The sequence below is a fragment of the Mycobacterium sp. genome, from assembly GCF_049683935.1.
In the GTDB taxonomy this organism is placed as follows: Bacteria; Actinomycetota; Actinomycetes; order Mycobacteriales; family Mycobacteriaceae; genus Mycobacterium.
Map to the genome: position 1 here is coordinate 1 of NZ_JBAUJR010000436.1, position 26,328 is coordinate 26,328.

27 protein-coding genes are annotated in these 26,328 nt (G+C 65.9%); 20 read left to right on the forward strand and 7 right to left on the reverse strand.

The window, feature by feature from the left end; genetic code table 11:
* Nucleotides 1–159 precede the first annotated feature (159 nt).
* The 8 genes from tsf to WA965_RS24505 all read left to right on the forward strand — a co-directional run bounded on the left by tsf (nucleotide 160) and on the right by WA965_RS24505 (nucleotide 9,410).
* Nucleotides 160–987, forward strand: coding sequence for a translation elongation factor Ts (gene tsf / locus WA965_RS24470; RefSeq protein WP_526302388.1), 828 nt, complete (start codon nucleotides 160–162; stop codon nucleotides 985–987).
* A gap of 108 nt (nucleotides 988–1,095) precedes the next feature.
* The gene (locus WA965_RS24475; RefSeq protein ID WP_526302390.1) at nucleotides 1,096–2,514 is read left to right on the forward strand and encodes an amidase; all 1,419 of its coding nucleotides are present in this window, start codon (nucleotides 1,096–1,098) and stop codon (nucleotides 2,512–2,514) included.
* Between the two features lie 136 nt (nucleotides 2,515–2,650).
* Nucleotides 2,651–3,826: an FtsX-like permease family protein gene (locus WA965_RS24480; RefSeq protein WP_526302392.1), complete on the forward strand. Its 1,176-nt coding sequence runs from the start codon at nucleotides 2,651–2,653 to the stop codon at nucleotides 3,824–3,826.
* Between the two features lie 28 nt (nucleotides 3,827–3,854).
* Complete coding sequence (locus WA965_RS24485) at nucleotides 3,855–4,421, forward strand: ABC transporter permease (protein WP_526302394.1); 567 nt, start codon at nucleotides 3,855–3,857, stop codon at nucleotides 4,419–4,421.
* A 7-nt stretch (nucleotides 4,422–4,428) separates the two neighbouring features.
* The gene (locus WA965_RS24490) at nucleotides 4,429–5,169 is read left to right on the forward strand and encodes an ABC transporter ATP-binding protein (protein ID WP_526302396.1); all 741 of its coding nucleotides are present in this window, start codon (nucleotides 4,429–4,431) and stop codon (nucleotides 5,167–5,169) included.
* Between the two features lie 37 nt (nucleotides 5,170–5,206).
* Entirely contained in the window at nucleotides 5,207–6,721 is a 1,515-nt protein-coding gene (locus tag WA965_RS24495) for an amino acid permease (protein WP_526302398.1), read from the forward strand.
* A complete protein-coding gene (locus WA965_RS24500; protein ID WP_526302400.1) occupies nucleotides 6,718–8,694 on the forward strand; it encodes a primary-amine oxidase in 1,977 nt (658 codons plus the stop codon). The genes WA965_RS24495 and WA965_RS24500 overlap by 4 nt, the downstream gene beginning before the upstream one ends.
* A gap of 29 nt (nucleotides 8,695–8,723) precedes the next feature.
* On the forward strand, nucleotides 8,724–9,410 hold the full coding sequence (locus WA965_RS24505) for a hypothetical protein (protein ID WP_526302402.1): 687 nt from the start codon (nucleotides 8,724–8,726) through the stop codon (nucleotides 9,408–9,410).
* 82 nt (nucleotides 9,411–9,492) lie between these two features.
* Here the strand turns inward: WA965_RS24505 and WA965_RS24510 are convergent, their stop codons facing one another.
* Both WA965_RS24510 and WA965_RS24515 read right to left on the reverse strand, forming a co-directional pair.
* The gene (locus tag WA965_RS24510) at nucleotides 9,493–9,915 is read right to left on the reverse strand and encodes an Atu4866 domain-containing protein (RefSeq protein ID WP_526302403.1); all 423 of its coding nucleotides are present in this window, start codon (nucleotides 9,913–9,915) and stop codon (nucleotides 9,493–9,495) included.
* Between the two features lie 37 nt (nucleotides 9,916–9,952).
* Nucleotides 9,953–10,438 (reverse strand): nuclear transport factor 2 family protein, encoded by a 486-nt coding sequence (locus WA965_RS24515; RefSeq protein WP_526302405.1) that lies wholly within the window; start codon nucleotides 10,436–10,438, stop codon nucleotides 9,953–9,955.
* Nucleotides 10,439–10,673: 235 nt separating this feature from the next.
* Between WA965_RS24515 and WA965_RS24520 the strand changes: the two genes are divergently transcribed.
* The 6 genes from WA965_RS24520 to WA965_RS24545 all read left to right on the forward strand — a co-directional run bounded on the left by WA965_RS24520 (nucleotide 10,674) and on the right by WA965_RS24545 (nucleotide 16,075).
* The gene (locus WA965_RS24520) at nucleotides 10,674–11,615 is read left to right on the forward strand and encodes an alpha/beta hydrolase (protein WP_526302407.1); all 942 of its coding nucleotides are present in this window, start codon (nucleotides 10,674–10,676) and stop codon (nucleotides 11,613–11,615) included.
* 54 nt (nucleotides 11,616–11,669) lie between these two features.
* Complete coding sequence (locus tag WA965_RS24525) at nucleotides 11,670–12,575, forward strand: helix-turn-helix domain-containing protein (protein WP_526302409.1); 906 nt, start codon at nucleotides 11,670–11,672, stop codon at nucleotides 12,573–12,575.
* Nucleotides 12,576–12,709: 134 nt separating this feature from the next.
* Complete coding sequence (locus tag WA965_RS24530; RefSeq protein ID WP_526302411.1) at nucleotides 12,710–13,651, forward strand: SDR family oxidoreductase; 942 nt, start codon at nucleotides 12,710–12,712, stop codon at nucleotides 13,649–13,651.
* Nucleotides 13,652–13,660: 9 nt separating this feature from the next.
* Nucleotides 13,661–14,488, forward strand: a complete 828-nt coding sequence (locus WA965_RS24535) for a DUF2306 domain-containing protein (protein ID WP_526302413.1) — start codon at nucleotides 13,661–13,663, stop codon at nucleotides 14,486–14,488.
* A 46-nt stretch (nucleotides 14,489–14,534) separates the two neighbouring features.
* Nucleotides 14,535–15,158: a TetR/AcrR family transcriptional regulator gene (locus WA965_RS24540; RefSeq protein WP_526302415.1), complete on the forward strand. Its 624-nt coding sequence runs from the start codon at nucleotides 14,535–14,537 to the stop codon at nucleotides 15,156–15,158.
* Nucleotides 15,155–16,075 carry an SDR family NAD(P)-dependent oxidoreductase gene (locus WA965_RS24545; RefSeq protein ID WP_526302417.1) on the forward strand — a complete coding sequence of 307 codons (921 nt, stop codon included), beginning with the start codon at nucleotides 15,155–15,157 and terminating at the stop codon, nucleotides 16,073–16,075. The genes WA965_RS24540 and WA965_RS24545 overlap by 4 nt, the downstream gene beginning before the upstream one ends.
* Nucleotides 16,076–16,097: 22 nt before the next feature.
* Here the strand turns inward: WA965_RS24545 and WA965_RS24550 are convergent, their stop codons facing one another.
* Entirely contained in the window at nucleotides 16,098–16,514 is a 417-nt protein-coding gene (locus WA965_RS24550; RefSeq protein WP_526302419.1) for a MarR family winged helix-turn-helix transcriptional regulator, read from the reverse strand.
* Between the two features lie 45 nt (nucleotides 16,515–16,559).
* Here WA965_RS24550 and WA965_RS24555 point away from each other — a divergent pair, with 45 nt between their 5' ends.
* From WA965_RS24555 to rlmN, 6 genes are all read left to right on the forward strand, one after another.
* The gene (locus WA965_RS24555; RefSeq protein ID WP_526302421.1) at nucleotides 16,560–17,243 is read left to right on the forward strand and encodes a class I SAM-dependent methyltransferase; all 684 of its coding nucleotides are present in this window, start codon (nucleotides 16,560–16,562) and stop codon (nucleotides 17,241–17,243) included.
* 418 nt (nucleotides 17,244–17,661) lie between these two features.
* Nucleotides 17,662–19,134, forward strand: coding sequence for a sugar transferase (locus WA965_RS24560; protein ID WP_526448163.1), 1,473 nt, complete (start codon nucleotides 17,662–17,664; stop codon nucleotides 19,132–19,134).
* A 114-nt stretch (nucleotides 19,135–19,248) separates the two neighbouring features.
* The gene (gene pyrH / locus WA965_RS24565) at nucleotides 19,249–19,995 is read left to right on the forward strand and encodes a UMP kinase (protein ID WP_526302425.1); all 747 of its coding nucleotides are present in this window, start codon (nucleotides 19,249–19,251) and stop codon (nucleotides 19,993–19,995) included.
* 40 nt (nucleotides 19,996–20,035) lie between these two features.
* Nucleotides 20,036–20,593 carry a ribosome recycling factor gene (gene frr, locus WA965_RS24570; protein ID WP_178362236.1) on the forward strand — a complete coding sequence of 186 codons (558 nt, stop codon included), beginning with the start codon at nucleotides 20,036–20,038 and terminating at the stop codon, nucleotides 20,591–20,593.
* 1 nt (nucleotide 20,594) lies between these two features.
* Nucleotides 20,595–21,476: a phosphatidate cytidylyltransferase gene (locus WA965_RS24575; RefSeq protein WP_526302427.1), complete on the forward strand. Its 882-nt coding sequence runs from the start codon at nucleotides 20,595–20,597 to the stop codon at nucleotides 21,474–21,476.
* Nucleotides 21,477–21,528: 52 nt separating this feature from the next.
* Nucleotides 21,529–22,635: a dual-specificity RNA methyltransferase RlmN gene (rlmN, locus tag WA965_RS24580; protein ID WP_526302429.1), complete on the forward strand. Its 1,107-nt coding sequence runs from the start codon at nucleotides 21,529–21,531 to the stop codon at nucleotides 22,633–22,635.
* Nucleotides 22,636–22,648: 13 nt separating this feature from the next.
* Here the strand turns inward: rlmN and WA965_RS24585 are convergent, their stop codons facing one another.
* The 4 genes from WA965_RS24585 to WA965_RS24600 form a co-directional block, all read right to left on the reverse strand.
* Nucleotides 22,649–23,095: a nuclear transport factor 2 family protein gene (locus tag WA965_RS24585; RefSeq protein WP_526302431.1), complete on the reverse strand. Its 447-nt coding sequence runs from the start codon at nucleotides 23,093–23,095 to the stop codon at nucleotides 22,649–22,651.
* On the reverse strand, nucleotides 23,092–24,576 hold the full coding sequence (locus WA965_RS24590; protein WP_526302433.1) for an aldehyde dehydrogenase family protein: 1,485 nt from the start codon (nucleotides 24,574–24,576) through the stop codon (nucleotides 23,092–23,094). Before WA965_RS24590 ends, WA965_RS24585 begins: the two co-directional genes overlap by 4 nt.
* Nucleotides 24,577–24,641: 65 nt before the next feature.
* Complete coding sequence (locus tag WA965_RS24595; protein WP_526302435.1) at nucleotides 24,642–25,187, reverse strand: TetR/AcrR family transcriptional regulator; 546 nt, start codon at nucleotides 25,185–25,187, stop codon at nucleotides 24,642–24,644.
* A 90-nt stretch (nucleotides 25,188–25,277) separates the two neighbouring features.
* Nucleotides 25,278–26,328 (reverse strand): phosphotransferase (locus WA965_RS24600; protein WP_526448164.1); only part of this gene is annotated, 1,051 nt, incomplete at its 5' end.

Sequence of the window (26,328 nt, forward strand, 5' to 3'; positions counted from 1 at the left end):
GCCGACAAGCCGGAGGCCCAGGCGGCCGAGCCGCTCGCCGAGTGGGAGCAGGAGCGGTTGGCGGGTGCGACCACCGCCGCCGCTACACCGGAAGCTGCCCCGGCCGAGGCTGCTGCCGCCGCCGAACCCACTTCCTGAAACTCGTAGCGAAAGGCTGACATGGCTAACTACACAGCCGCCGACGTCAAGCGTCTCCGGGAGCTGACCGGCGCCGGAATGATGGACTCGAAGAACGCGCTCGTCGACGCTGACGGCGACTTCGACAAGGCCGTCGAACTGCTCCGCATCAAGGGCGCCAAGGACGTCGGCAAGCGCGCTGAGCGTGCGACCGCCGAGGGCCTGGTCGCGGCCAAGGACGGAGCTCTCATCGAGCTCAACTCCGAGACCGACTTCGTCGCCAAGAACGCGGAGTTCCAGTCGGTCGCCGATCAGATCGTGGCGGCCGCGGCCGCTGCGAAGGCAACCGATGTCGACGCCCTCAAGGCCGCGAAAGTCGGCGACACCACGGTCGAGCAGACCATCGCCGACCTGTCGGCGAAGATCGGCGAGAAGCTCGAACTGCGCCGTGCCACCTACTTCGACGGCACGGTCGAGGTCTACCTGCACAAGCGGGCGGCAGACCTGCCTCCCGCGGTGGGTGTGCTGGTCGAATACTCCGGCGCCGACGCGGACAAGGCCAAGGCGGCGGCCCACGCGGTAGCACTGCAGATCGCCGCGCTCAAGGCCAAGTACCTCACCCGCGAGGACGTGCCCGAGGAGACCGTCGCCAATGAGCGGCGCATCGCCGAGGAGACGGCCCGCAATGAGGGCAAGCCCGAGCAGGCGTTGTCCAAGATCGTCGACGGACGCGTGACCGGTTTCTACAAGGACGTCGTGCTGCTGGATCAGCCGTCGGTGTCCGACAACAAGAAGACGGTCAAGGCCCTGCTCGACGAGGCCGGCGTGACCGTGACGCGGTTCGCCCGTTTCGAGGTCGGCCAGGCCTAGCCCGGTCGCTGTCTCACCCGAGGCCCCCGAGACTCCGGTCTCGGGGGCCTCGTGTTTGGCCGGACCTGATCGATCATCCACCCCGGTACGCTTTGGTACCGTCGGCCTATGGACCGTATTCACGCCTTCGGCGAACCATTCTCCGGAGATGCCCTGGGTGACCTCGATGCCGTCGGCCTGGTCGACGCACTCCGCTCCGGGACGGTGTCGGCACGTGAGGTCGTCGACGCCGCGATCGCCCGGGCCGAGTCGGTCAACCCGGCCCTGAACGGTCTGGCATACGAGGCGTTCGACAGGGCGCGGGCGCGCACCGAACTTCGTCGGCCGTACGGCGGATTCTTCGACGGTGTGCCGTCGTTCCTCAAGGACAACGTCGCCGTCGCCGGAATGCCGACGATGGACGGCACCGACGCCTGGGATCCGCGCCCCGCCGATTCCGACGGTGACTTCGCGCGTGCGTACCTGGGAACCGGATTGGTTCCGCTGGGCAAGACCCAACTCTCGGAGTTCGGCTTCAGTGCGTCGGCGGAACACCCACGGCTGGGGCCGGTGCGTAATCCGTGGAACACCGAGCACACCGCGGGTGCGTCATCGTCGGGGTCGGCGGCGTTCGTGGCGGCTGGGGTGGTGCCGATCGCACACGCCAACGACGGGGGCGGATCGATCCGAATCCCCGCGGCCTGCAACGGATTGGTGGGACTCAAACCATCGCGCGGCCGGTTGCCACTCGACAAGGACATGCGGCAGATGCCGGTGCGCATCGTGCACAACGGTGTGGTCACCCGCTCCGTACGTGACACCGCCGCGTTCTATCGGGAAATGGAACGGGTGGCCGCCAATCCGAAGTTGCCGCCGATCGGTGACATCACCGGACCCGGCAAGCAGCGCCTGCGCATTGCCGTCTGCACGCAGTCCATCGCGCGCGAAGCGAGTCCCGAGGTCAGCGAGTTGACGTTCAAGACCTCTGCACTTCTCGAAGAACTCGGGCATCGGGTGACCGTGATCGACAACCCCGTACCGCCACGTTTCAAGGACGACTTCCTGCTGTACTGGGCACTGCTCGCGTTCGCTCTGGTGAAGGGTGGTCGCCGCACCTTCGGGGAGAGTTTCGACCGGAGCAAGCTCGACAACCTGACCCTCGGCCTCGAAAAGCACGCTGCGCGTAACCTGCACCGGCTGCCGTTGGCGATCGCCCGGTTGGCCCGGGTGCGACGGATCACGTCGCGGATGTCGGCCGACCACGACGTGCTGTTGACACCGACGCTGGCCGAGGTGACACCACGGATCGGCCATCTCGATCCGACAGGCGATTACCAACAGATCGTCGACCGTCTCATCGAGTGGGTGGCGTTCACTCCACTGCAGAATGTGACCGGGGATCCGGCGATCTCGTTGCCGCTGGCCGAATCTGCATCCGGGTTGCCGGTCGGCATGATGTTCTCGGCGCAGCTCGGTCAGGACGCCCGCCTTCTGGAGCTCGCCTACGAGCTCGAGGAGGCCCGGCCCTGGTCCCGCATTCAGGGCTGACGCCGGCGGTGATCTTGATCGACGACGAAATCCGTTGCGGGCAAGACACATCGCCGTAACGGGACAGGCTGCGTGTTAACAGCGCCGACACTGCACGTGGTGGCCGGCGAAACGTTGCGCTCGCACCATCGCTGTCGTGGAGACCAGTCAGGTCAACAACGAGCCCACACCCGTCCGATCAACGCAGATCCCTACCGGCACCGGCAACACGTTCGCGTGCCTCGTCCGGTTTGCGCTGGCCAATATCCGGCGCCGGCCAGAACGGTTCACCCTGTCCGTCCTCGGCATCGCGCTGGCGATCGCGTGCGTGACCATCGTGAGAACGATCTCGGCCAGTTTTGCCATCACGGGCGAGGATTCGGTGGCAGAGGTGCTCGGTGGCGCCCAGTTGTGGGTGGTGTCCGCAGCCGGTGTCCATTACGACCCCGCAGCGCAGGCGTTGATTGCCGACGGACCCGCGCCGGTGATCACCCTCCCTGACGGCTGGGACGGTACCCGGGTGCTCTCGGGGGTCGTCGATCTGGACGGCCACTCGGTGTCGCTGCGGGGAAGTGACCAAATCGCCGGCGGCGAAGCTGTTCTGGGCGCGGCGCTCGCTGATCGACTGGGTGTCGGGACGGGCGAGAATCTGACGGTGGGTGGGCAGGTTCTGCGCATCGGGATCAACGGCGACGGGCAGTCGATGACAGTGCCGACACCGGTCGCACAGTCTGTAGTCGGCGCCAACGGGTGGTGGCTGGTGTCCGCGCCGCGGGGCGCCGAACAGCGTCGCGATCTCGCCCCGGCCTTCGGCGACGCGGTGGATCTGCCGGCCACCCCGGACCCGTCTGTGAACCCGGATCCCGAGGGGGCGGGGCTGATCTACGACACCGTCGGGGGTTCAGGACCGCTGACGTTCGAGCAGAAGTTCTCGGCGCTGTTCTCCGGCAAGGTGACGAGTTCGACCCTCGGTCTGATCTCCACGATCGGACTCGGCCTGGGATTTGTGATCGCGGTGTCCTCGTTCCTGGCGGCGGTGACCGAACGGCGTCGCGAATTCGGCATCATGTCGAGCATCGGCCTCGCCGACGAAGTGTTGTACTTCTTCCTGGTCGAGTCGGCGATCGTGTTCCTTGCCGCATACCTCGTCGGCGTGCTGATGGCCGGTATTGCTGTGGCGCTGGTGATCCCCGGCATCGCCACCGTGACGGCTTGGGCGCAGGGTGCTGCGGTCACGGCGATGTTCCTGCCCGCGATGGCCATCGTCGGTGCGCTGGTGCCGGTGCACCGGTTGTTGCAGGAACGGCCAGTGGCGCTGCTGGAGGCACGGTGATGAGCGCGTGCGCGAGGAACGGGCAGTCATGATCAGCAAGGGCCTGACCTACGGGTGGATGTCCGCGCGGCGCCGGATGCGGGAGATGGTGCTGCCCGTCGTCACCACCGCCACGGGAGCCTTCCTGGTGGTGCTGGTGTTCGGGATGTCGGTGGGAATCAGCGCGCAGTCCGCATCGCTGGGCCACGCCGACGAGATCAACCGCGCGGTCACGCTGATCGCGGTGACGGTCCTGCTGGTCGGCGTGGTGGAAGTGGCCGTGGCCACCACGCGCACCGTCGCTCACCGCACCCGCGAACTCGGGGTACTCAGCGCCAACGGGGTGCCCCGCGGACCCGTGGTGGCGGCGCTGCTCGTCGAACCCGCCGTTGCGGCGGTGCTCGGTGCGCTACTCGGTGCGGCGCTGGCGATCGGGTCCGGGATATTGCTGGCGGCACTGGGTTTCGTCGCCACCGGCATCTCCTACAGCGGAATGGCCGCCGGAGTGGTGATCGCCGTCGGCGTCAGCATCGCCGCGGCGCTCGCCACCAGCGTTGTGCCCACCTGGAACGCGGTGTCGCGTCCACCCATCCGATCCCTGACAGCGGGAGGTTAGACCGCACATGACCGCATTGCACGAAACCACCGAATCAACCGACGCCACACCTGCGATCGACACCGAGCTCTCACCCAGACCGGTGATCGAGATCAGCGATGTCTGGAAGTTGCACAAGCTCGGCGACGAGGTGGTCAAAGCGCTCGTCGCGGCCGAACTGACGGTGATGCCGGGCGAATTCGTGTGTCTGATGGGCCCCAGCGGCAGCGGAAAGTCCACGCTGCTCAACATCATCGGTGGGTTGGATAGGCCGACCAAGGGCACCGTCAGGCTCGCCGGCAGGGACACCGCACAGCTCTCGGAGAGTCAGTTCGCCGCCCTTCGGCACGACACCATCGGCTTCATCTTCCAGAGTTACAACCTGATCCCGTTCCTGTCGGCCGTCGAGAATGTCGAACTGCCACTGATGTTCGAACCCTACGACCGCAAGGCGCTGCGCCGGCGCGCGACCGACCTCCTCGACCTGGTGGGATTGAGCCACCGGGTGCATCATCAACCGACCAAGATGTCGGGGGGAGAGCAGCAGCGGACCGCGATCGCGCGGTCGCTGATCAGCAACCCGACCCTCGTGCTGGCCGACGAACCCACCGCCAACCTCGACCACCGCACCGGCGAGACGGTGGTGCGGATGCTGCGCGACCTGTGCTCGACCATGGGAGTCACCGTGGTCGCGAGCACCCACGATTCCACGGTGGCCGATGAAGCGAGCCGTGTCGTCCGGATGAAAGACGGACAAATCATCAACTGACCCAATCATTCTGGGTTACTTAGCCACCGGAGAATCGATGACCCAAGAACTCGACGCCGTGCGGACGTCGGACCGCGACAAGCTGATGACCACCGAGCTTGTCCCCGAGCAGATTCTGCCCAAGGTGATGAGCACCTTCGGCCTGACGGCCGCCTACGTCTTCATCATCTGCTGGGTCACCGGCTCGTCGATCATGGCCGCGGGTGGTTGGACCGCCATCCCGATGTGGGTGCTGGGCATTTTGACCTTCCTGGTCCCGGCCGGAATGGCCGTCGTCGAACTCGGCAACCTCTGGCCCGGTCAAGGCGGTGTGTACATCTGGGCCTACCGGACGATGGGCGAGAAATGGGGCTTCATCGGTGGCTATCTGTCGTGGGTGCCGGTGATCCTGAATGCGGCGTCGTCGCCGGCGGTGGTGCTGCAGTTCCTGCTCTTGGCGTTCCACACCGAACTGGGGCTGACGACGAGCATCGTCCTGCAGCTGGTGATTCTATGGACGGTGATCGGGTTGGCGCTGGCCAAACTCGCCGCCAACCAGAAGATCATGAACGTCGTCTTCGTGGTGTACGGCGTTCTGACGTTGACGATCTTCATCTGTGGTCTGCTCTTCGCGGTCGAGAACGGCTCGGCCACCCCGTTCAGCTGGGCGGAGGCCACGATCCCCAACTTCGCGGTCGCGGGATTCCTGTATGGGACCGTGCTGCTGTACCTGCTCGGCGTCGAGACGCCGTACAACATGGGCGCGGAGTTCCTGTCGGTGCGCAGGAGCGGGCCGCGGATGATCCTGTGGGGTTCCACAGCACTGGTGGCCATCTACCTGCTGACCACACTCGGCACGATGATGGCCCTTCCGGGCGACGAGATCGACCCGGTGACCGGTGTGATCGGAATGCTCGACGTGGCAGGTTTCCCGGGATTGATGGAGATCTGTGCGGTGGTGCTGGCCGGGATCATCATCGTGGCGCTGATGACCTATCAGGTGGCGTACTCGCGGCTGATCTTCGTCTCCGGTCTGGAGCGTCACCTGCCGCGGATCTTCACCCACCTCAACCCGCGCACCCGTAACCCCGTGTCCGCCATTCTGATCCAGGGTGTCATCTCGTCGCTGATCCTGATCGGGCTGTACTCGCAGAGCAGCATGGCCAACGTGACGATCTACCTGCAGGGTGGGTTGAGCACCGTCTGGCTGCTCTCCGGCTTCTTCTTCCTGATCCCGTTGGTCGTCGCACGCCGGAAATACGCGGATCGGTACGTCAACGAGAAGTTCTGGCGCATCCCGGGCGGCATGGTCGGCGTGTGGACCGTGGTGATCGTCGGCTCGGTCGGAACCGTCGGGGGCATCTACTACTCGTTCGTCACCCCGTGGATCGACGTGCCGCAGGCCACCTGGATGACGTGGGTCGGCGGCATCAGCCTGGGCATGTTCGCCCTCGGCTTGGTCGTGTACATCTTCGGGCGCCGGTCGGCGCACAAGACCAGTCAGGAAGATTCGCTGGCACACCTGGCGGTGTTCGACCTCACCAAAACCGATACGGAGGAACCCACGAAATGACCATGGACAGCACGGTTCTGAGCGAGCCGGGCACGGGTGATTCAGTCCGCTATCCTCTGGACCCGCTCTCGGGCTCAGAGATCGAGTCCGCGGCCCGGATCATTTCCGGATCCGAATACGGCACCCCCACCTTGAAGTTCGTGATGATCCAGCTCGCGGAACCGGACAAGAACGCCCAGCTGACATTCGATCCCGCGATCCCGGTTCCCCGGCGGGCGTTCGTCACCATGTACGACGCCGCGGCGAAGATGATCTACGAGGCTGTGGTGGACGTCCTTGCGGGCACCGTCGACGCCTGGACGGCCATTCCGGGGCGGTTCCCGTCCTACCTCGTCGAGCACATGATCGGGGTGGAGGAGAAGGTGCGGGAGGACCCGCGCTGGCAGGAGGCGATGCGCAAACGGGGTGTCACCGACTTCAGCCTCGCGATGATCGACCCGTGGCCGGCCGGCTACTACGGCGCACAGGACCACTACGACAATTCGGCTCTGGTCTGCCGGCCGTTGACGTTCATGCGGGCGGCACCGTCGGAGCACGGGTACGCGCGGCCGGTCGAGGGTCTGATCGTCACCTTCGACCTCGATGCGATGGAGGTCATCGACATCGAGGATCACGGGGTGGTGCCGCTGCCGCCGACGGCGGGAAACTACTCCGAGGAGTTCATGTTCGACCCGAACAACCGGCCGGCGTTCAGCGAATTCCGTTCCGACGTCAAGCCGATCGAGATCACCCAGCCCGACGGCCCGAGTTTCACCGTCGACGGGTGGCAGGTGCGATGGCAGAAGTGGGCCATGCGGATCGGGTTCAACCCGCGCGAGGGCATCACGCTGCACGAGGTCTCCTACACCGACCGGGGTGAGACCCGGCCCATCATGTACCGGGCGTCGCTCTCGGAGATGGTGGTGCCCTACGGCGACAGCTCGCCGACCCACTGGAACAAGAACGTCTTCGACATGGGCGAGGTCGGCATGGGGTTCTCGGCCAACCCACTACGGCTCGGCTGTGACTGTCTCGGCGAGATCCACTACTTCGACGGCACGGTCAACGACTCCGACGGCAACGCGGTGGTCATCCCCAACGCGATCTGCATGCACGAGGAGGACTACGGAATCTCCTGGAAGCACACCGACTTCCGGACCGAGGAGGTCGAGGTGCGGCGGTCCCGGCGCCTGGTGATCTCGATGATCTGTACCGTCGGCAACTACGAGTACGGCTTCTTCTGGTACTTCTACAACGATGCCTCCATCGAGGTCGAGGTCAAGCTCTCGGGAGTGCTGACCACCGGGGCGATCGAAGACGGCGAGCAGCCGCGATGGGGCAAGATGGTCGCCCCTGGAATCTACGGACCCAACCACCAGCACTTCTTCAATTTCCGGCTGGACATGAGCATCGACGGTCCGGGAAACACTGTCTACGAGGTGGACTCGATCCCGGAGCCGGACCCGGCACGCAATCCGCACCACAACGCCTGGATCACCCAGGACACCATGGTCGCTTCCGAGTCCGACGGTGCGCGGGACTGGAACTGGTCGACCGGCAGGTACTGGAAGGTCGCGAACCCGTCGAAGATCAACGAGTTGGGGCAACCGGTGGCCTACAAGCTCACCCCCAAGGAAGTGGTGCCGGTGATGGTGCAGGAGGGATCCCACATCTACGACCGGGCCCGGTTCGTCCAGCACAACCTGTGGGTGACGAAGTACGACCCGGCGGAGAGATTCGCGGCGGGCGACTACATGTACCAGTCAGCGGATGTCCAGGGGCTTCCGGAGTTCATCGCCGACGACGCACCGCTGGAGGACACCGATGTGGTGCTCTGGTACACCGTCGGCGCCCACCACGTGGTGCGGCCCGAGGACTGGCCGGTGATGCCCTGCGCCTACACCGGATTCCACCTCAAGCCGGTGGGCTTCTTCGACGGGAACCCGGCCCTCGACATCCCGCCGTCGCCGCCGAAGGCATGCCACCAGCACTGAGCGCCGGCGCGTCTCTACAGTGAGAGGTTGTGAATGAAGGTGGTGCACTCCATCCCGGAGACACGCTGACAACCGCCTCTCTGAGCCTGTGTGTCGGCGGTCTGCTGCAGACGTGGACCGAACCCGGGGGTCCACGGCTGTGGTCGGTGCCGGAAGCGCAGGGGTTGCATTCCATTCAGGGCACGGGCGTCATCGGCCGATCCCTTCGTGCGCCCAGGCGATTTCGTGAGACTGCCCTGCTCTCCGAGAGCACCGGGACATTGCTGCTCCAACCTAGGTTTCCGACACGCACCGAGGACGGCGGCCTGCGATTCGAGGCCAAGGCGTTGCGCGTCGCCCCGGCTACGGAGCTACCCACCTCAACACACGACGACGTTCGAGCGCTTCTCGTCCAGAGCATCACGCACTGCCTGAGCAGTGGGGAATTCTTCGCCGTCGAACGGGGCGGCTGGGACGCCCCGGCCGAACCGTTCTGTCTTTTCATCCTGCTGCCCGAAGACGACGGGTCGATCAGCGTGATCGAGACCGCGCCGCCGCCTGACTCGTCGGAGACCTGGCAGCCACACATCGTTGCGGGCCACGACAGGACGAGCATCGGCACCCCGGCATCGGCGACCTCGATCGACGCGGCGCCCTCGATCATGATGGCGGCGATCGAGACGTGGGGGCTGACGCCCTGGGATCTGGCACTCACCTTCGGTAAACGTGCTCCGTGAGCCACCTGCTCGGTGTCATTCTCCGAATCGCGGTGTGCGGCGGCACAGAGGGTCCAACGATCCGCGGATCAATCGTCCGTGACTACGGCAGTTGCCGGTAGAAGATCATCCCGCCATGGTGGAGTTCGGTATCGGTGACGAAGGTGCCCTCGGCCGTGAAGCCGGTGTCGTCCCAGTAGTCGATGTGGTTGTCGCGCACTTCGTATCGTCCGGTGTACGCGCTCGTGCGCCCGGCTCTGGCTTCGTCGTAGCGGCCGGTGGGCAGCAGTTCCTGTCGGATTCGACCATCAGCTGTCACCCACATCCCCACGTAGGGGTGCTCGGTGGCGGCGTGCTGCCGAACTGAGGTGAGGTCGCTCGGGCTCGGACTGGCCGCAGGTACCGATTGGCAGGCCGCGGTGACCAGCATCGCGCAGGCCACGATCACCGACGCTCCGAAGCGCCGGTGGACCGAGGCGCGACGGTGAGCACACACCGCGATGGAGCCGGGAAGGGGATGGGACATAGCTGCTCCTGTGGTCGGTGGGGGACTGCGACGTCGGTCATGCCGGGTTCACCCGTTGCAGCAGTTCGTCGAGCGCCACGAGGTCCAGATACGCCGTCACGCGCACCACCCGTTCGTCACGCATCGTCATCACCCAGGCGTAGCTGTTGATGTACGGGAGGCCATCACGTGCGGTCGCGGTGCCCTGCCAGAGGGCCACGACGACATCGTCTGTGGTGATCAATTCCCGTACGTCGGCCTGGATAGGGCCGGTGACGCGGGTTTGGACGGGACCCGCGCCGTCGCGGAGGAACTCGGATCGGCTCGTGTAGGTCGTCGGGTCCACCGCTCGCGCCACCGTCCACTGCACGTCCTCGGACAGAATCGAGAAAAAGCTGTTCTCATCGCTGACGCCCAGTGCGAAGGCGTCGCGCACCACCTGGGCGTTGCGTTGCTCCTGGCCGGTGCGGGTGAGGTCTTCGGCGTTGCTTGTCGCGCTGGTACCGATCGTCAGCAGTGCCACCAGGACGGCGGCGATCACCATCGTGACTACTCGTGGTCTTCTCCGGAGGAAAGCACATGTCATGCAGCCGAACGTAGAGACGTGGACGCGATTGTGGGAGGGTGCAGTCCTCCCTGGCACGTATCTCGCCGGTGCCCACAGGGTGCTCGAGGGGAATGTTGAGCGCTGAATGTCGTTGATCAATAACGGCACTATCGGTGCAGTGTGGCTGACAACCTCAGCCCGTTCGATCCCGAATCGAGGAGTCGGTCTACCCATGGCGAGCACAGTGCGGGACGTGACGATACCGCGCGGGACAACATATCTCGCGGGCCAGGAGCATCTGCCGGAGAACTTCGCCGACGATGGCAGGCACGCCGCCATCGTCATCTCCACACCGGGCAGCAGCGTCAAGGAGCAGATCGGCGCGGTGTACGGATCACGGCTGGCGGACCTCGGTTTCGTCGCCGTGGCGTCTGACCCGGCTTTTCAGGGTCAGAGTGGCGGACAGCCACGGGACCTCGAGGATCCCTATGCGCGGGCCGACGACATCCGGTATGCGGTCGATCACCTGATCGGGCAAAACCACGTCGACGAGGCCCGGATCGGAATCCTGGGCATCTGTGCGGGAGGCGGATACGCGGTGCACACGGCCATGACCGATCACCGACTGCGCGCTGTGGCCACGGTGGTTCCCGTCAACATCGGTCGGGCATTCCGCGATGCGGCGACGGCTACGCCGGATGGTGTGGCTTCGGCGCTGGACTCGGTCGCGCAGCAACGTACCGTCGCGGCCCGGGGCGGTGAGGAGGTCCGCGCTCACTGGCTTCCCGACTCTCCCGAACAAGCTGTTGCGCAGGGCATTTCGGACCCTGACGTCTTGGATGCGATCCGGTTCTATCGGACCTCACGAGGATTCAACATGCACAGCACCAATCGCCGCTTGTCTCGCAGCGACGCGTTGCTTCTCGGTTTCGACGTTTTCCACCTTGCCGACACGCTGCTCACCCAACCACTGCAGGTCATCGTGGGTGGCCGCGTCGGTACGACCGGCTCGTACACCGACGGCATGGCGCTGGCGGAGGCAGCGCCGAATACGCAGGATGTCCTCGTCATCGACGGCGCCGGCCACTACGACCTGTACGACGACCCGGCGTACGTCGACCAGGCAGTGCGGCAACTGGGTACGTTCTTCACCGAGCACCTCGGGATGAGGTAGCGGGGGTCTGGCGATCCCTGGCTGGCGCCCCCGGTCCGTGGTCACAATGGACGCATGGACCAGGGGCAGTTGGCCGATTTCCTACGCAGTCTACGCGAAGCGCTGACCCCACAAGACGTGGGGCTGCCTCAGGGGCCTCGTCGGCGAACCACCGGGTTGCGCCGCGAGGAGGTCGCGGCACTGGCCACGATCTCGACCGACTACTACTGCCGAATGGAGCAACGGCGGGCACCACAACCGTCGAAAGAGGTGGTGGCCTCCCTCGCGCGTGCCCTGCGACTGTCTGTGGACGAACGCGATCACCTGTTCCGGTTGGCGGGCCACAACGCCCCGGCGCGCACCGTGATCGGCGAGCACGTCAGCCCGGCCACGATGCGGATCCTCGATCGGCTGCAGGACACCCCGGCGCAGGTGGTGTCGGCGCTCGGCGAGGCGTTGGTGCAGACGCCCGCGGCGCGCGCCCTCCTCGGTGACCAGACGTCCTATCAGGGTTTTGCGCGCAGCGTGGTGTACCGGTGGTTCACCGATGACAATGCTCGCGCGATGTATCCGGAAGACGATCACCTCGGGATCGCGCAGTGCTTCGTCGCCGGCACCCGGGTGGCCTACGTGCGTGACGGTGCCGGTTCACGGGCGGCCCAGTACGTTGATGCGCTGTTGAGCTGCAGCGCCGAGTTCGCCGAGTTGTGGAAGCAGCACGATGTCGCGCACCGCCATGAGCTCACCAAGCGCATTCTTCATCCGAAGCTGGGTCTTCTCGAACTTCAGTGTCAGGCACTCCTCGACCCGGTGCAGCTGCACTCGCTGCTGGTGTTCACAGCCGAGCCGGGATCACCCAGTCACACCAAGCTGGCCGCACTCGGTGCGGACCCGGACTCCTACCTGCGCGACCGTCGCGAGCTGTCGCACGATGCCCGATTCACGACCGCCGACCTGATCACGGCCGAGGGCCGGTTGTAGCGAACCCCGCAACCGTCAGTGACCCCCGGGTCGGGGAGGGACCGGCAGTCAGCGGATAACCACCCCCTGAATGTGATTCGTGGGAGCTGACACCGTGGGAGACATCGAGCCGACAACACACTGAGGAGAACTTGATGGCGCGCAGAGCGGACGTGGTCGTGCCCGACCTGACAGGCAGGTTGGTGGTGTTGACCGGAGGCAGCGACGGTGTCGGTTTCGGGTTGGCGGGCCGGCTGGCCGCCGCCGGTGCCGAGGTCATCCTTCCGGTCCGCAACCCGGAGAAGGGCCGCAACGCGGTCGACCGCATCAACGTCGCCGTACCCGGTTCGCGCGTCAGCATCAGGCGACTGGACCTGTCGTCACTGCAGTCGGTGGCCGACCTCGCCGGCGCGATGGTCACCGAGGGCCGGCCGATTCACGTATTGATCAACAACGCCGGGGTGATGAACCCACCTGAGCGACAGACCACTGTCGACGGATTCGAACTGCAGTGGGGCACCAACCATCTCGGTCACTTCGCGCTCACCGCCCGGCTGATGCCGTTGTTGACCGCGGGCGGGGCCCGGGTCACGACACAGTCCAGCATCGCGGCACGCTCGAACGCCGTCAACTGGGACGATCCCAACTTCGAGAAGTCCTACTCGGTGGGCAAGGCATACAGCCAGTCCAAGATCGCCAACCTGATGTTCGGTCTGGAGCTGAACCGCCGCAGTGCGCAGGCCGGCTGGGGCATCACCAGCAACGTCTCCCACCCGGGCGTCACCGCCACCAATCTGCTGGCAGCCCAACCGCACATGGGCCGCTCCCGCGACACGATGTCGGTTCGTCTGATCCGATCGTTCGCGCGCATGGGGGTCTTCACCCAAACCGTCGACCAAGGGCTTCTGCCTGCCCTGTACGCGGCGACCAATCCAGACGCCGACGGTGGAAAGTTTTACGGGCCCAGAGGGTTCCAGCACACGGCGGGAGCGCCCGCCGAGCAGGAGGTCTACGAGCCGGCGAGGGATATGGCCGATGCCGCCCGGCTCTGGGAGCTGTCCGAGCGGCTCGTCGGGCTGCGCTTCGCGATGCGGTAGGTGGTGGGGATGCCGAGTTCGGTGCGGCAGAGACCCCGCTCACCCGCCGGGACCAACAGCCCGCGGTCGCAGGCGGCCGGGCTTCTCACGTCGGCCAACAGCTGGCTCGGCGTCTCCCTCGTCGCGATCCTGTGCGTGAGCGGATTGCACTTCTGTCTGTACATCGCCCTCGCCTACATAGCGCCTCTCCTCGGCGGAGACCTCGAACGGTGGAACGGCAACTTCCTGCCGGGCTTGTTCAGTGCGGAGAACCCGGGCGCGACGGGTTCGATCGGCCTGCACTTCGTGACCGGCGCGGTGGTGATGGTGCTCGGCTGCGTTCAACTGTTGGGCGTCGTGCGCGCGAGGTGGCCGGGAATCCATCGGTGGATCGGGCGGTGCTATGTGGTGCTGGCCCTGCTGACCGCACTCGGTGGGCTCGGCTTCATCGTGCTGCAGGGCACGGTCGGTGCCGGCGCGATGAATGTCGGGTTCGGGTTGTACGGAATTCTGATGGTGGTGGCGGCCATCCAGACGTTCCGCCGCGCACGCGCGGGTGACTTTCGCGCACATCGCACCTGGGCCATCCGGTTGTTCGCCCTCGTGATCGCATCCTGGCTCTATCGGTTGGAGTACGGACTGTCGGGCCTGCTGGACTGGGGCGGTCGCACGCCGGATTTTCGCGGGTGGTTCGACGTCGTGATGACTTTCTTCTTCTACCTTCCCAACCTCGCGGTCGCAGAACTCTACGTGCGCGCCCAACGGTCCGACAGCTCAATCACTCTGCGCCTCAACGCATTTGTGGCACTCGCTCTGTCCACCGTCGTGGTCGCGGGAGGGGTTTACGCCCAGCTGTAACACCTGCTACTCTGTCTGTAACGATCCTTACAGACAGGAAGCATCGATGGCGCAGCCGACAACCAAGAAGCAGCGGCAGGGCGAGGACTCGCGCGAGCTCATCTTGGACTCGACGGAGCGACTGATGGGCACCCGCGGCTACGCCGCCACCTCGATCAGCGACATCTGCAAGGCATGTGGTCTTCCCGCAAGTTCCATCTACTGGCACTTCGGCTCCAAAGATGGTGTGCTCGCTGCAGTCATGGAGCGCGGAGCGGCGCGCTTCTTCGCCGCGATCCCGCGGCACGACGAGTCAGCGGACACCGGCATCCAACCCCAATTCGACGCAACGGCCCGACTGCTGGCTCAACACCCAGACTTCCTCCGGTTGTTCTTCATCCTGTCGCTGGAACGTCACGACGACCCGGCGGTCGAGAGGATCGTCCGGCGGGTGCGGGATACCGCTATCGACGGGTGGCGGAACGCAATCAGCACGCTGATGCCCGCCGACACGCCCTCGGCCAAGGCCGAGGACGTCATCGCCGAACTCACTGCACTGGCCGTTGCCGTCTCCGACGGGGTGTTCATCGCCGATCACCTAGAACCGGACTCCACCGACGTGGAACGGATGTACCGGCGACTGTTGCAAGCCGTCTCCGCGCTGCTACCAATACTTCTGGAGGAAAGTTGACATCAACACCGGCTACCACGAGGACCGCGGTGATCACGGGTGCGAACACAGGTCTTGGCCTTGAATGTGCGCGGAGCCTGCTGGCGGCCGATGAAAGCTGGCACCTGGTTCTGGCGGTGCGCGATCCGGCACGCGGTGCCGAAGCGGTAGCCGAACTCGGTGCGCGACAACGCTGTACGGTGCTGCCGCTCGATCTCGCTTCCCTGGCGTCGGTCGGTGGGTTCAGAGAACGTCTGCAGGCTGCCGGTGTCCCACCGTTGCGCGCGTTGGTGTGCAATGCAGGCCTCCAGGTGGTTGACGGCACTCAGTTGACCGCTGACGGCCTGGAAATGACATTCGGGGTTAATCACCTGGGACACTTCGCCCTTGCGCGCGGCTTGCTCGACACGCTGGAAGCGCCGGCCAGGATCGTGGTGGTCAGCAGCGGAACACACGATCCGGACAAGTTCACCGGTATGCCCCACCCGCAGTACACCTCCGCCGAAGAACTCGCACACCCCTCGGCAGATGATCCAGCCGACGGTCGTCGCCGCTACACCACGTCCAAGCTGTGCAATGTGCTCTTCGCCTACGAGTTGGATCGAAAGCTCGGGCAGGGCGCGCAGGGTGTCACGGTGACCAGCTTCGACCCCGGTCTGATGCCGGGTTCCGGTTTGGCGCGCGACTATTCACCGATCGGAAAGCTGGTCTGGAAGTATGTCATGCCCGTCCTGCGTGTGCTCCCGAACGTCAACAGCGCTCGTGCTTCGGGTAGACGCCTCGCGCGTCTTGTTCACGACCCCGCACTGGACGGTGTCACCGGCGCCTACTTCGAGGGAGCGAAGCCGATCCGCTCGTCGGTCGCGTCCTATGACCGGGCGTTGGCACACGACCTGTGGGGCGCCAGCGAGCGTCTGACTGAGAGCGTCTGCGCCTAGTATCCAACCCGTCGGTTCGGGACTATCCGAGGATGGCGAGCAGCCGGCGGAACTCCCGGCGCTGTGTGTCGGTGAGCGCAGACAGCACACGATCCTCGGCTGTATGGACGGCAGTCTCCAGGGTCGCCAACAGTGTGGTCCCGTCCCGCGTCAGCTGCGCGGGCAGTGAGCGCCCGGACGCTGCCGACGACGGTCGGCCCACCACACCGCGGGCTTCCAGGGACCGTAACACGACGTTCATCGCCTGCGGCGACACATTGAGGTCACGGGCGAGTTCGGCATTCGAACGGCCCGGGTACCGCGACAGAATGCGGATGCAGAGGTACTGCGAGAAAGACAGATTCAGCGGTTCCAGAGCCGATTCACAGACTTCGGCGCGCAGCGCGGACGCCACTCGGTACAGCAGGTAGCCCAGTGGCTCGTCGGTGTGCTCCGGCATGTCAATCATGTTGACATATATCAACCACGTTGATAAACCGGTGTGATGACAAACGAGAGCGACGAGATGTTCGAAGCCGCCTACCGCGGTGAGGTCAAAGAGCTGGGCGCCGGCAACCGGCCGCCATGGAGCATCGGCAGGACTCAGCCGGAGATCGCCGCGCTCATCGAGGCCGGCCGTTTTCACGGTGACGTGTTGGACGCCGGCTGCGGTGAAGCTGCTGTCTCGCTGGATCTGGCGGCCCGCGGGTTCACCACGGTCGGGTTGGATCAGTCGCCGACCGGGATCGCACTCGCGCGCAAAGAGGCCGCCCGTCTTGGCCTGGACAACGCAAGCTTCGAGGTCGCCGACATCAGCTCGTTCACCGGCTACGACGACCGCTTCGGCACCATCGTGGACAGCACGCTGTTCCATTCCATGCCGGTGGAGCTCCGCGAGGGCTATCAGAAGTCGATCGTGCGCGCCGCGGCGCCGGGCGCGGTCTATTTCGTGTTGGTGTTCGACGCGACCGGTATGCCCGCCGGCGGACCCGTGAACGCCGTCACCGAAGCCGAACTTCGCGCCGCGGTGTCGCCCTACTGGGAGATCGACGAAATCCGCCCCGCCCGCATCCACGCCGACATCCCCGCGGCGATGGACGCCGAGGCCTTCGCAGGGTCCGGAATCCGTGAGGAGGCCGACGGCCTCAAGTCGATGCCTGCCTGGTTGTTGTCGGCGCACCGCGGTTGAGCCCGCAGACTGCGCGCGCTCCTGTTCAAAGCGGTGCTTTCGATGTGACCCGCCTGCGTTGCTGGAATCGCAACGTCGGTGTGCTGGGAACGACCGCCCATGATTCTCGCGTATCGGCCTTACCGGTGTTGTCCACGCGTCTGCAGCCAGTGAGCTGGGCCAACGGAGCAGGCCCCCACACTCCCGGTCTCTGCCGGCGGCGCAGAAGCGGGCGGGATCTCTGTGGCAAATATCTGTACGCGCGGAGTATCCGAACTTTGCGCATTTTCCACCTTGGTGAATTCTGGCAAATCGGCTCCCACAAGCTGGATTACTGTGCCGTTGCATCGTTTGTGACGGGCGACTGCTAGTCCAGAATGGCAAACGTCGGATCGAGTAGTCTCCGGCAATGAGATCTCCAAAGAACTCGTAGGGCGCCATGGCCTTGCGGGTAATCGATGGGCAGCGTCAGAGCTATTCGGACGCTGCGTCCGTGAGCGCATCGCGTGCCGGTGGAGCTCTTCACACGGGTTCGCTGGGAACACTGATCAAATTTTCCACCGACCTGGTGACCGCCAGTGTCGCGACGACTCTGGGCCTGATGTGGGTGCGCGACAGCGGGTTGCCGGTGCCGCCGGTGTGGATGATGGCGTCCTATCCACCGACCCTGCTGGCAATGCTCGCGCTGCGCTCGTCGTACCGTCGGCGGCTCCATTCCGCGTTCGCGGAACAATTCGTATCCATCCAGACATCCGCGGCGCTGGCCGCCATGCTGCTCCTCAGCGGCATGGTCGTCAGCGGCGTGGACGGGGATCTGGGCGGATCCGTGGCCAAGGTCTGGATGGTCACCGCAGTGTTTCTTCCGGTGGGCCGGTTGGCGGCCGTCACCGCCAAGCGGATGCTGCGCCGGCGCCAGGTCCTGCTGTCCCCGACGCTGATCGTCGGAAACGGACGGATTGCGAACCACTTGGCCCAGCGTTTCATCGACCACCCTGAGTACGGCATCGCGCCGGTCGGCCTCATCGACGCCGAGTCGCCCTGGGGTTCGTCAGGCGGCGACGGGTCCTCGATCCCGGCGGTCGGAACACCCGACACCATGGCCGAAGCGATCAGGCACACGGGAGCCGAGGCGATCGTCGTCGCGTTCTCCAAGACCAGCGACGAAGACCTCATGCCGGTTATCAGGGTCGCTCGCCTGTCGGGACTCACGGTCTGGGTGGTGCCTCGGATGTTCGACACCGTCGGTAAACGGGCCAGGGTGGACCATGTCGGTGGCCTTCCACTGCTGGTGTTGCCGCACACCAACCCGAGGGGTTGGCAGTTCGCCACCAAACACGTCTTCGACCGGATCGCGGCATTCGCGATTCTGACGATGATCTCGCCGCTGTTCCTCGCCCTGATGGCTGTGGTGCGATTCTCGTCACCGGGACCGATTTTCTTCCGCCAGCCGCGCATCGGTCGCGACGGTGTGGTGTTCGATTGCCTGAAGTTCCGATCGATGCGGGCGCCGGATGATTCCGAAGAAGCCTTCCAGCCGGGGGCGAAGAACGCCCCCGGTGGTGTCGAAGGTGCCGACCGTCGCACCTGGATCGGCAAGATCACGAGGTCGACTTCGCTCGATGAGCTCCCACAGCTGATCAACGTCATCAAGGGCGAGATGAGTTTGGTGGGCCCGCGCCCGGAACGTCCGGAGTTCGTCGACCTGTTCAACGAGGAGATTCGACTCTATGGCGAACGACACCGGGTCAAGGCCGGCATGACCGGCTGGGCGCAGGTGCACGGTCTTCGTGGCCAGACCTCGATCGACGACCGGGCCGAATGGGACAACTACTACATCGAGAATTGGTCATTGGGACTGGACTTGCAGATCCTGGCGATGACTGTGCCCGCGGTGTTGCGCCGCGCCGAGTAGCACCGACGCTCACCCCACGACTCCGACACCACGCTGCATGAGGCAGGATGGATGTGCGCTTCCTGGGGCGATTGGGGGCAGCGGCACTGGCATTCGAGGAGGCCGAGAAGATCGATGGGGGATTCCAACACCGAAGCTGTCGCATCGCCACTTCGCCCCGCGTACTCGCGGGTGCTGCTCAAGCTGGGTGGCGAGATGTTCGGCGGCGGGCAGGTCGGCCTCGACCCCGACGTGGTGGCGCTCGTCGCGCGACAGATCGCCGAGGTGGTGCGCAGCGGTGCGCAAGTCGCCGTGGTCATCGGCGGGGGCAACTTCTTCCGGGGCGCACAACTGCAACAGCGGGGAATGGAACGCACCCGCTCCGATTACATGGGCATGCTCGGCACGGTCATGAACAGCCTTGCGCTGCAAGACTTCCTGGAGAAGGAAGGCATTCAGACGCGGGTGCAGACCGCGATCACCATGGGTCAGGTCGCCGAACCCTACCTGCCGCTGCGGGCTCGTCGGCACCTCGAGAAGGGCCGCGTGGTGATCTTCGGCGCCGGTATGGGGCTGCCCTACTTCTCCACCGACACCACTGCTGCGCAGCGGGCGTTGGAGATCGGCGCCGAGGTGGTCCTGATGGCCAAGGCGGTCGACGGCGTGTTCACCGCGGACCCGCGGGTGCACGCGGACGCCCAGTTGCTCACCGCGATCACCCACCGCGAGGTCATCGATCGTGGCCTCGCCGTGGCCGACGCGACGGCGTTCAGCCTGTGCATGGACAACGGAATGCCGATCCTGGTGTTCAATCTGCTCACCGATGGCAATATCGCGCGTGCGGTCGCAGGTGAGAGGATCGGAACCCTGGTCACCACCTGACCGTGGCCGCGCACGCGAGGAGCAAGGAAGTAGGAGCACAGTGATCGACGAAACTCTCTTCGATGCCGAGGAGAAGATGGAGAAGGCCGTGTCGGTGGCACGGGACGACTTGGCGTCGATCCGCACCGGCCGCGCGAATCCCGGCATGTTCAACCGCATCAACATCGAGTACTACGGCTCGATGACGCCCATCACCCAGCTGTCGTCGATCAACGTCCCTGAAGCGCGGATGATCGTCATCAAGCCCTACGAGGCCAACCAGCTGCGCAACATCGAGGATGCGATCCGCAACTCGGACCTCGGAGTGAACCCGACCAACGACGGCAACATCATCCGCGTCTCCATCCCTCAGCTGACCGAAGAGCGCCGGCGCGATCTGGTCAAGCAGGCCAAATCGAAGGGTGAAGACGCCAAGGTGTCGGTCCGCAACATCCGCCGCAAGGCGATGGAAGAGCTGTCCCGCATCAAGAAGGACGGCGACGCCGGCGAGGACGAGGTGACCCGCGCCGAGAAGGACCTCGACAAGAGCACCCACCAGTACACGAACCAGATCGACGAGTTGGTCAAGCACAAAGAAGGCGAGCTGCTGGAGGTCTGAGGTGGCCGATCAGCAATCGATTCCCGTGGTAGAGCAGCCGGTCAACGAACCGCCGCAGAAGAAGGCGTCCCGGGCGGGGCGCAACCTGCCCGCGGCGATCGGCGTGGGCATGGCGCTCGGGTTCTCGCTGATCGCGATCCTGCTGTTCGTCCCCCTGGTGTGGGTCCCGGTGGTGGCCGCGGCCGTCGTGGTGGCCACCCTCGAGGTGGTCCGCCGGTTGCGCGAGGGCGGCTTCTCGATCCCCTTGGTACCGCTGCTGGTCGGCGGCCAGGCGATGGTGTGGCTGACCTGGCCGTTCGGCGCGGCCGGTGCGCTGGGGGCTTTCGGCGGCACCGTCGTGGTCTGCATGATCTGGCGATTGGTGTCGGGCGGTCTTGCCGACGCGCCACAGAACTACCTCCGCGACATGTCCACCACGGTGTTCGTGGCCGCGTGGGTGCCGCTGTTCGCCAGTTTCGGTGTGCTGCTGATCTATCCCGACGACGGTGCGGGGCGGGTCTTCTGCCTGATGCTCGTGGTGGTCGGCTCCGATGTCGGCGGTTACGCCGCCGGGGTGCTGTTCGGCAAGCACCCGATGGCGCCGGCCATCAGCCCCAAGAAGTCCTGGGAGGGCTTGGCGGGGTCGCTGGTCCTGGGCATCGCGACCTCGGTGCTCGCGGTGGGGTTCCTCACCGACATGCCCGCCTGGGTCGGTGTCCCGCTGGGCTTGATGCTGGTCCTCACCGGAACGCTGGGTGACTTGGTCGAATCGCAGGTCAAGCGCGATCTCGGCATCAAGGACATGGGCACGCTGCTGCCCGGCCACGGCGGTTTGATGGACCGCCTCGATTCGGTGCTGCCGTCGGCGGTGGCGACCTGGATCGTGCTGTCCCTGCTGGCCTGACGAGGCTTGGAATCGGGTTCAGCCGCCTCGGGATGAGATACTGGCAGGACTCATGTCTGGATCTCTGCCGGCCCTGCCGCTCGTATTCGACCCGCCGCGCCGCGCCAAGCCGCCGCGGCACTTCGCCGATCTTGATGACGCCGACCGGTCGAGCGCGGTCGGCGAGCTCGGGCTGCCGGCGTTTCGTGCCAAGCAGCTGGCCAACCAGTACTACGGCCGGTTGATCGCCGACCCCGGGCAGATGACCGACCTGCCGGCCGCAGTGCGCGAGCAGGTTGCCGATGCGCTCTTCCCGCCGCTGCTGGACGTACACCGCGAGATCGAGTGCGATGCAGGCGAGACCCGGAAAGTGTTGTGGCGCGCGGTTGATGGGACCACGTTCGAGTCGGTCGTGATGCGCTACCCCGACCGCAACACGGTCTGCATCTCTTCGCAGGCCGGCTGCGGCATGGCCTGCCCGTTCTGCGCCACCGGCCAGGGCGGGCTGACCCGCAACCTGTCGACCGCCGAAATCCTCGAGCAGGTGCGCGCCGCCAGTGCGGAGCTGCGGTCTCGCGACGGCGGCCGGCTGTCCAACATCGTGTTCATGGGCATGGGGGAGCCGCTGGCCAACTACAACCGCGTGCTGGCCGCGGTCCGAAGAATCACTGCGCCGCCTCCTGACGGGTTCGGCATCTCCGCGCGGTCGGTCACGGTGTCGACCGTCGGCCTGGCGCCTGCGATCCGCAAGCTCGCCGATGAACGACTCAACGTCACCCTCGCGGTGTCCCTGCACACCCCGGACGACGAACTGCGCGACACCCTGGTGCCGGTCAACAACAGGTGGAACGTCTCCGAAGTGCTCGCTGCCGCCCGCTACTACGCCGACGTCACCGGGCGCAGGGTGTCGATCGAGTACGCCCTGATCCGCGACGTCAACGACCAGCCCTGGCGGGCCGACCTGCTCGGCAGGAAGCTGCACAGCGCTCTCGGTCCGCTCGTGCACGTCAACCTGATCCCGCTCAACCCGACACCGGGAAGCAAGTGGGACGCCAGCCCCAAGCCGGTCGAGCGGGAGTTCGTCCGTCGGGTGCGCGAACACGGGGTGTCCTGCACGGTACGCGACACCCGCGGCCGCGAGATCGCCGCTGCCTGTGGGCAATTGGCTGCCGAGGGCTGAGTGTCCCCTGACGTCAGCGCTGCCCGCCCGCCGGCGCGTTCACGAACCAGACGTTGTCCTCGCGGAGGTGCCTGCTGCGCCACCCGTCGGGTGTGCGCACCAATTCGTGGTGGTAGTAGCCACCGCAGGAACTCTGCTCCGACATCCCGGGCAACAGCATCGGGTTGTAGAACATCGCCCGCACGGTCGCGGTGTCGCCGGTGATGTCGGCCTCGATGTTGCTGATGTAGTGCATGGTCCACGGGATCGCGCCGAACCCGGCGGCGAGCCAGTCGGCGACCTCGTCTCTGCTTCCCGCCGCGGCGCCGGCCGACGAGTAGTCGATATGCGCGTCATCGGTGAAGACCGTCCGGTAGAGCTCCCAGTCCTTGGTGTCGACCGCGCGAGCGTAGCGGTACAACAGCGCGGCGATTTCGGCCTCATCGGTCAGATCCGTGGTTCGCTCGCAAGCTTCGCTCACTCGGGCATCCCGATGGTCTTGGCCTCGAGGTACTCCTTGTAGCCTTCTTCGCCGTTGCGGTAGCCCAGCCCGCTCTGTTTGGTGCCGCCGAACGGGCTTCCGATTCCGAAGTGGCTCTTGCCGTTGATGGTGACGTTTCCGGTGCGCATCCGGCAGGCGATGGCGAACGCCCGGTCGACGTCGCCGCCACTGACCTCGCCGGACAGGCCGTAGATGGAGTTGTTGGCGATGGCGATCGCCTCGTCGTCGGTGTCGTAGGGGGTGACGGTGAGGACGGGGCCGAAGATCTCCTCCTGGGCCACCTGCGAGTCCGGGTCGACGTCGGCCAGCAGTGTGGGCTGGGTGTAGTAGCCCACCGGCAGGTTCGCGGGGATGCCGCCGCCGGTGACCAGGCGCGCTCCCGAGTCGATGCCGGAGCGGATCAGCCCGAGCACCTTCTGACGCTGGGTCTCGCTGATCTGGGGGCCCTGCATGTTGCCCGGCGTCCACGGATCCCCGACGGGGAAACCCTCCATCATCGACTTGAGGACCTCTACGCCCTCGTCATAACGACTGCGGGGCAACAGGATCCGGCTCGGCAGAATGCACGACTGGCCACTCATCACGCACGCCATCATCGCCGCCATCGGCAGCGCCGACGAGAAGTCGGCGTCGTCGAGGACGATATGAGCGGACTTGCCGCCGAGCTCCAGCAGCGTCTTCTTCACCGTCGGGGCACCCGCGGCCAGGATCGCCCGGCCGGTCGCGGTCGACCCGGTGAAGGTGATCATGTCGACCCGCGGGTCCGACGCCAGCGCCGCGCCCACCTCGTTGGCGTTGGACACCACCACGTTGAACACCCCGGCGGGAATGTCGGTCTCCTCGGCGACGATGCGGCCGTACTCGCTGCCCGACCACGGGGTCAGCTGCGCGGGTTTGAGCACGACGGTGTTGCCGGCCATCAGAGCGGGCACGGTCTCGGCGATGTTGAGATAGAACGGCACGTTCCACGGGGTGATAGCCCCGACGACGCCGACGGCCTCGTAGTGGATCTTGCGTCGTGCGGGGCCCAGTTGGGTGGGATGCACCCCGGTGTCGACGAGATAGTCGAACGCCTTCCCGTGGTCGGCCCAGTGCTTGACCTCCTCGATGGGGCTCTCGATCTGTGAACCCGACACCGTCACCGGGCAGCCGACCTCGGTGATCAGGATCCGGCGCAGCCGCTCCTTGTTGCGTTCCAGCGCGTCATGCAGCTGCATCAGACAGTGGTGGCGGAACTCGATGTCACGCGCCCAGTCGGTGTCGTCGAACGCCCGCCGCGCCGCACCGACGGCCCGCGCCATGTCCTCGACCGTGCCGTCGGTGGCCCGGCCGGCCACCTGCTCAGTGGCCGGATGGATCACATCGAATGTCGCTCCGCTGGCGGTCGATTGCAGCTCGCCGTCGATGAGCATCCGCTCGTCACCGGCCAGCACGCCTGTTTCTGTCTCCGTAGCCGTCATGTCAGCTAGCTTTACAAGTTTTTGGCCAAGTGTCACGCATTCCTGCCGACTCGCCGGCCGCGGACTCAGCCGGTCTTGATTCCCACCGCGTGTCGGAGCTGCGCCAGGAACTGGTCGTCGTCGTCACTGCGGACGATGTAGTGCGACACCGCGACGCGGATCGCCGTCGCAGCCTTGACGCCGCCGTTGGGTCCGGGCAGCAGTTTCTCCAGCTGGGTCCGCATGGCGGGGATGATGTGGGTCAGCCGTCCGATGACGACCTCCGGTTCGATGTCGACCAGTCGCACCCCGGAGTAGGACTGCTGATATTCGACGATGAATCGCATTGCGGCGTCGACCCTGTCGGTTCCGCGCAGGCCCGCCGTGGCCCGGGCGATACCGGTCTCGAACATCTCGCGCTCGTGGATTCCGAACGCGTCGAGCAGTTCCTGCTTGGAGGCGAACCAGCGGTACAGCGTCGGGCGGGACACCCCGGCCTGCAGGGCAACCTCGGACAGGCTCAGCTTCGTCTGCCCGCTGCGGCCGAGCACTTCGGCGGTGGCGACCAGGATCCGATGCCGCGTCGAGGTGTCCTCGGCGGGGTCGGATGCTGAGTGTGCGGGTTCGTTCACGTCCTGGCCTCGGCTACAGGTTCCGGCGGGTGTCGGTGTTGATCGTAGGGGGTGGCCGCAGCCGTGGCCGCCCGCGTGCCCCGGTGTCGGTCACAGAGATTTCTCCAGGAGCGCGACCGTGTCGAGATCCGCCAGCGCACTGAGGCTGCGCTGGACGCCTTTCATCGCGATGTCCTCGGTCTGCATACCGCCCATGCCCGCTGTGATCAGCGCCGCGACATAGGGGTAGAGCGCGCCCTGACGATAGCGATCCCACAGCTCGTCGCTGTCCAGGTGTGGCCCGCCTCCGGCGGCCAGCGCGCGCCGGTAGACGTCGAGCAGATCCCGCTGGGACGCCTGCCGGTCCTCGGTGGCCATGCTGGTGATCAGCGTGTAAGCCAACTCCCGGCTGGGATGTCCCCGGCGCACCGCCTGCCAGTCCAACAGCCCGGCGTGCCCGTCGCGGAAGTACAGGTTGCCCGGGTGGGCGTCGCCGTGCATGACGGTGTGCGGCGGACGATCGATCACCGACGCGACCGCACGATAGTTGTCGTCGATGAAGCGGCCGCGCTCCAGCGGCAGATCGGTGCGTTCGGCCAGCCGTCGCGACGATGCCTTCAACAGCGGGCCGGTCAGCAGCGACGCGCTGTCGTCCGATGCGGCATAGAGCCAGCCCAGGGCGCCGGTCCCGGCGCGGGCGGGGAGGCGGCCCCAGAAGGTCGCGTGCAGTCGGGCCAGAAGCTCCATCACCTGCGCCGCCCGGTCGGGGTCGATCGGGTGGAGCGTGTCGGGGAACTCGCACGTCGATACGGACGGGTCCGCGAGATCTTCGAGGATGAGCACGAACCTGCCCGTCCATGGATCGAACTGGGAACCGTGGCTGCGCGGCACCCCGGACAGTTCCGGGGCGAGTTGCCGGTAGAAGCGTGTTTCGGTCGCGGCCAGATTGCCGAGCTCACCCATCAGCCGGGTGGCGACGGTCTCGGCCGCCATTTTGACGAACACGGAGGCGGGGACATCCGGGCCGGTGAGCGCGAGACGAGCACGCGAGGAGGTGCCTGCGTCTCCGCTGAGCACCGTCACCGACGTGACGGTGCGCCCGATGAGCTTCGACATCGCGCGGGCGTCGAGGTCGGCGACGGTGCGCGGCACCGCCCGCAGC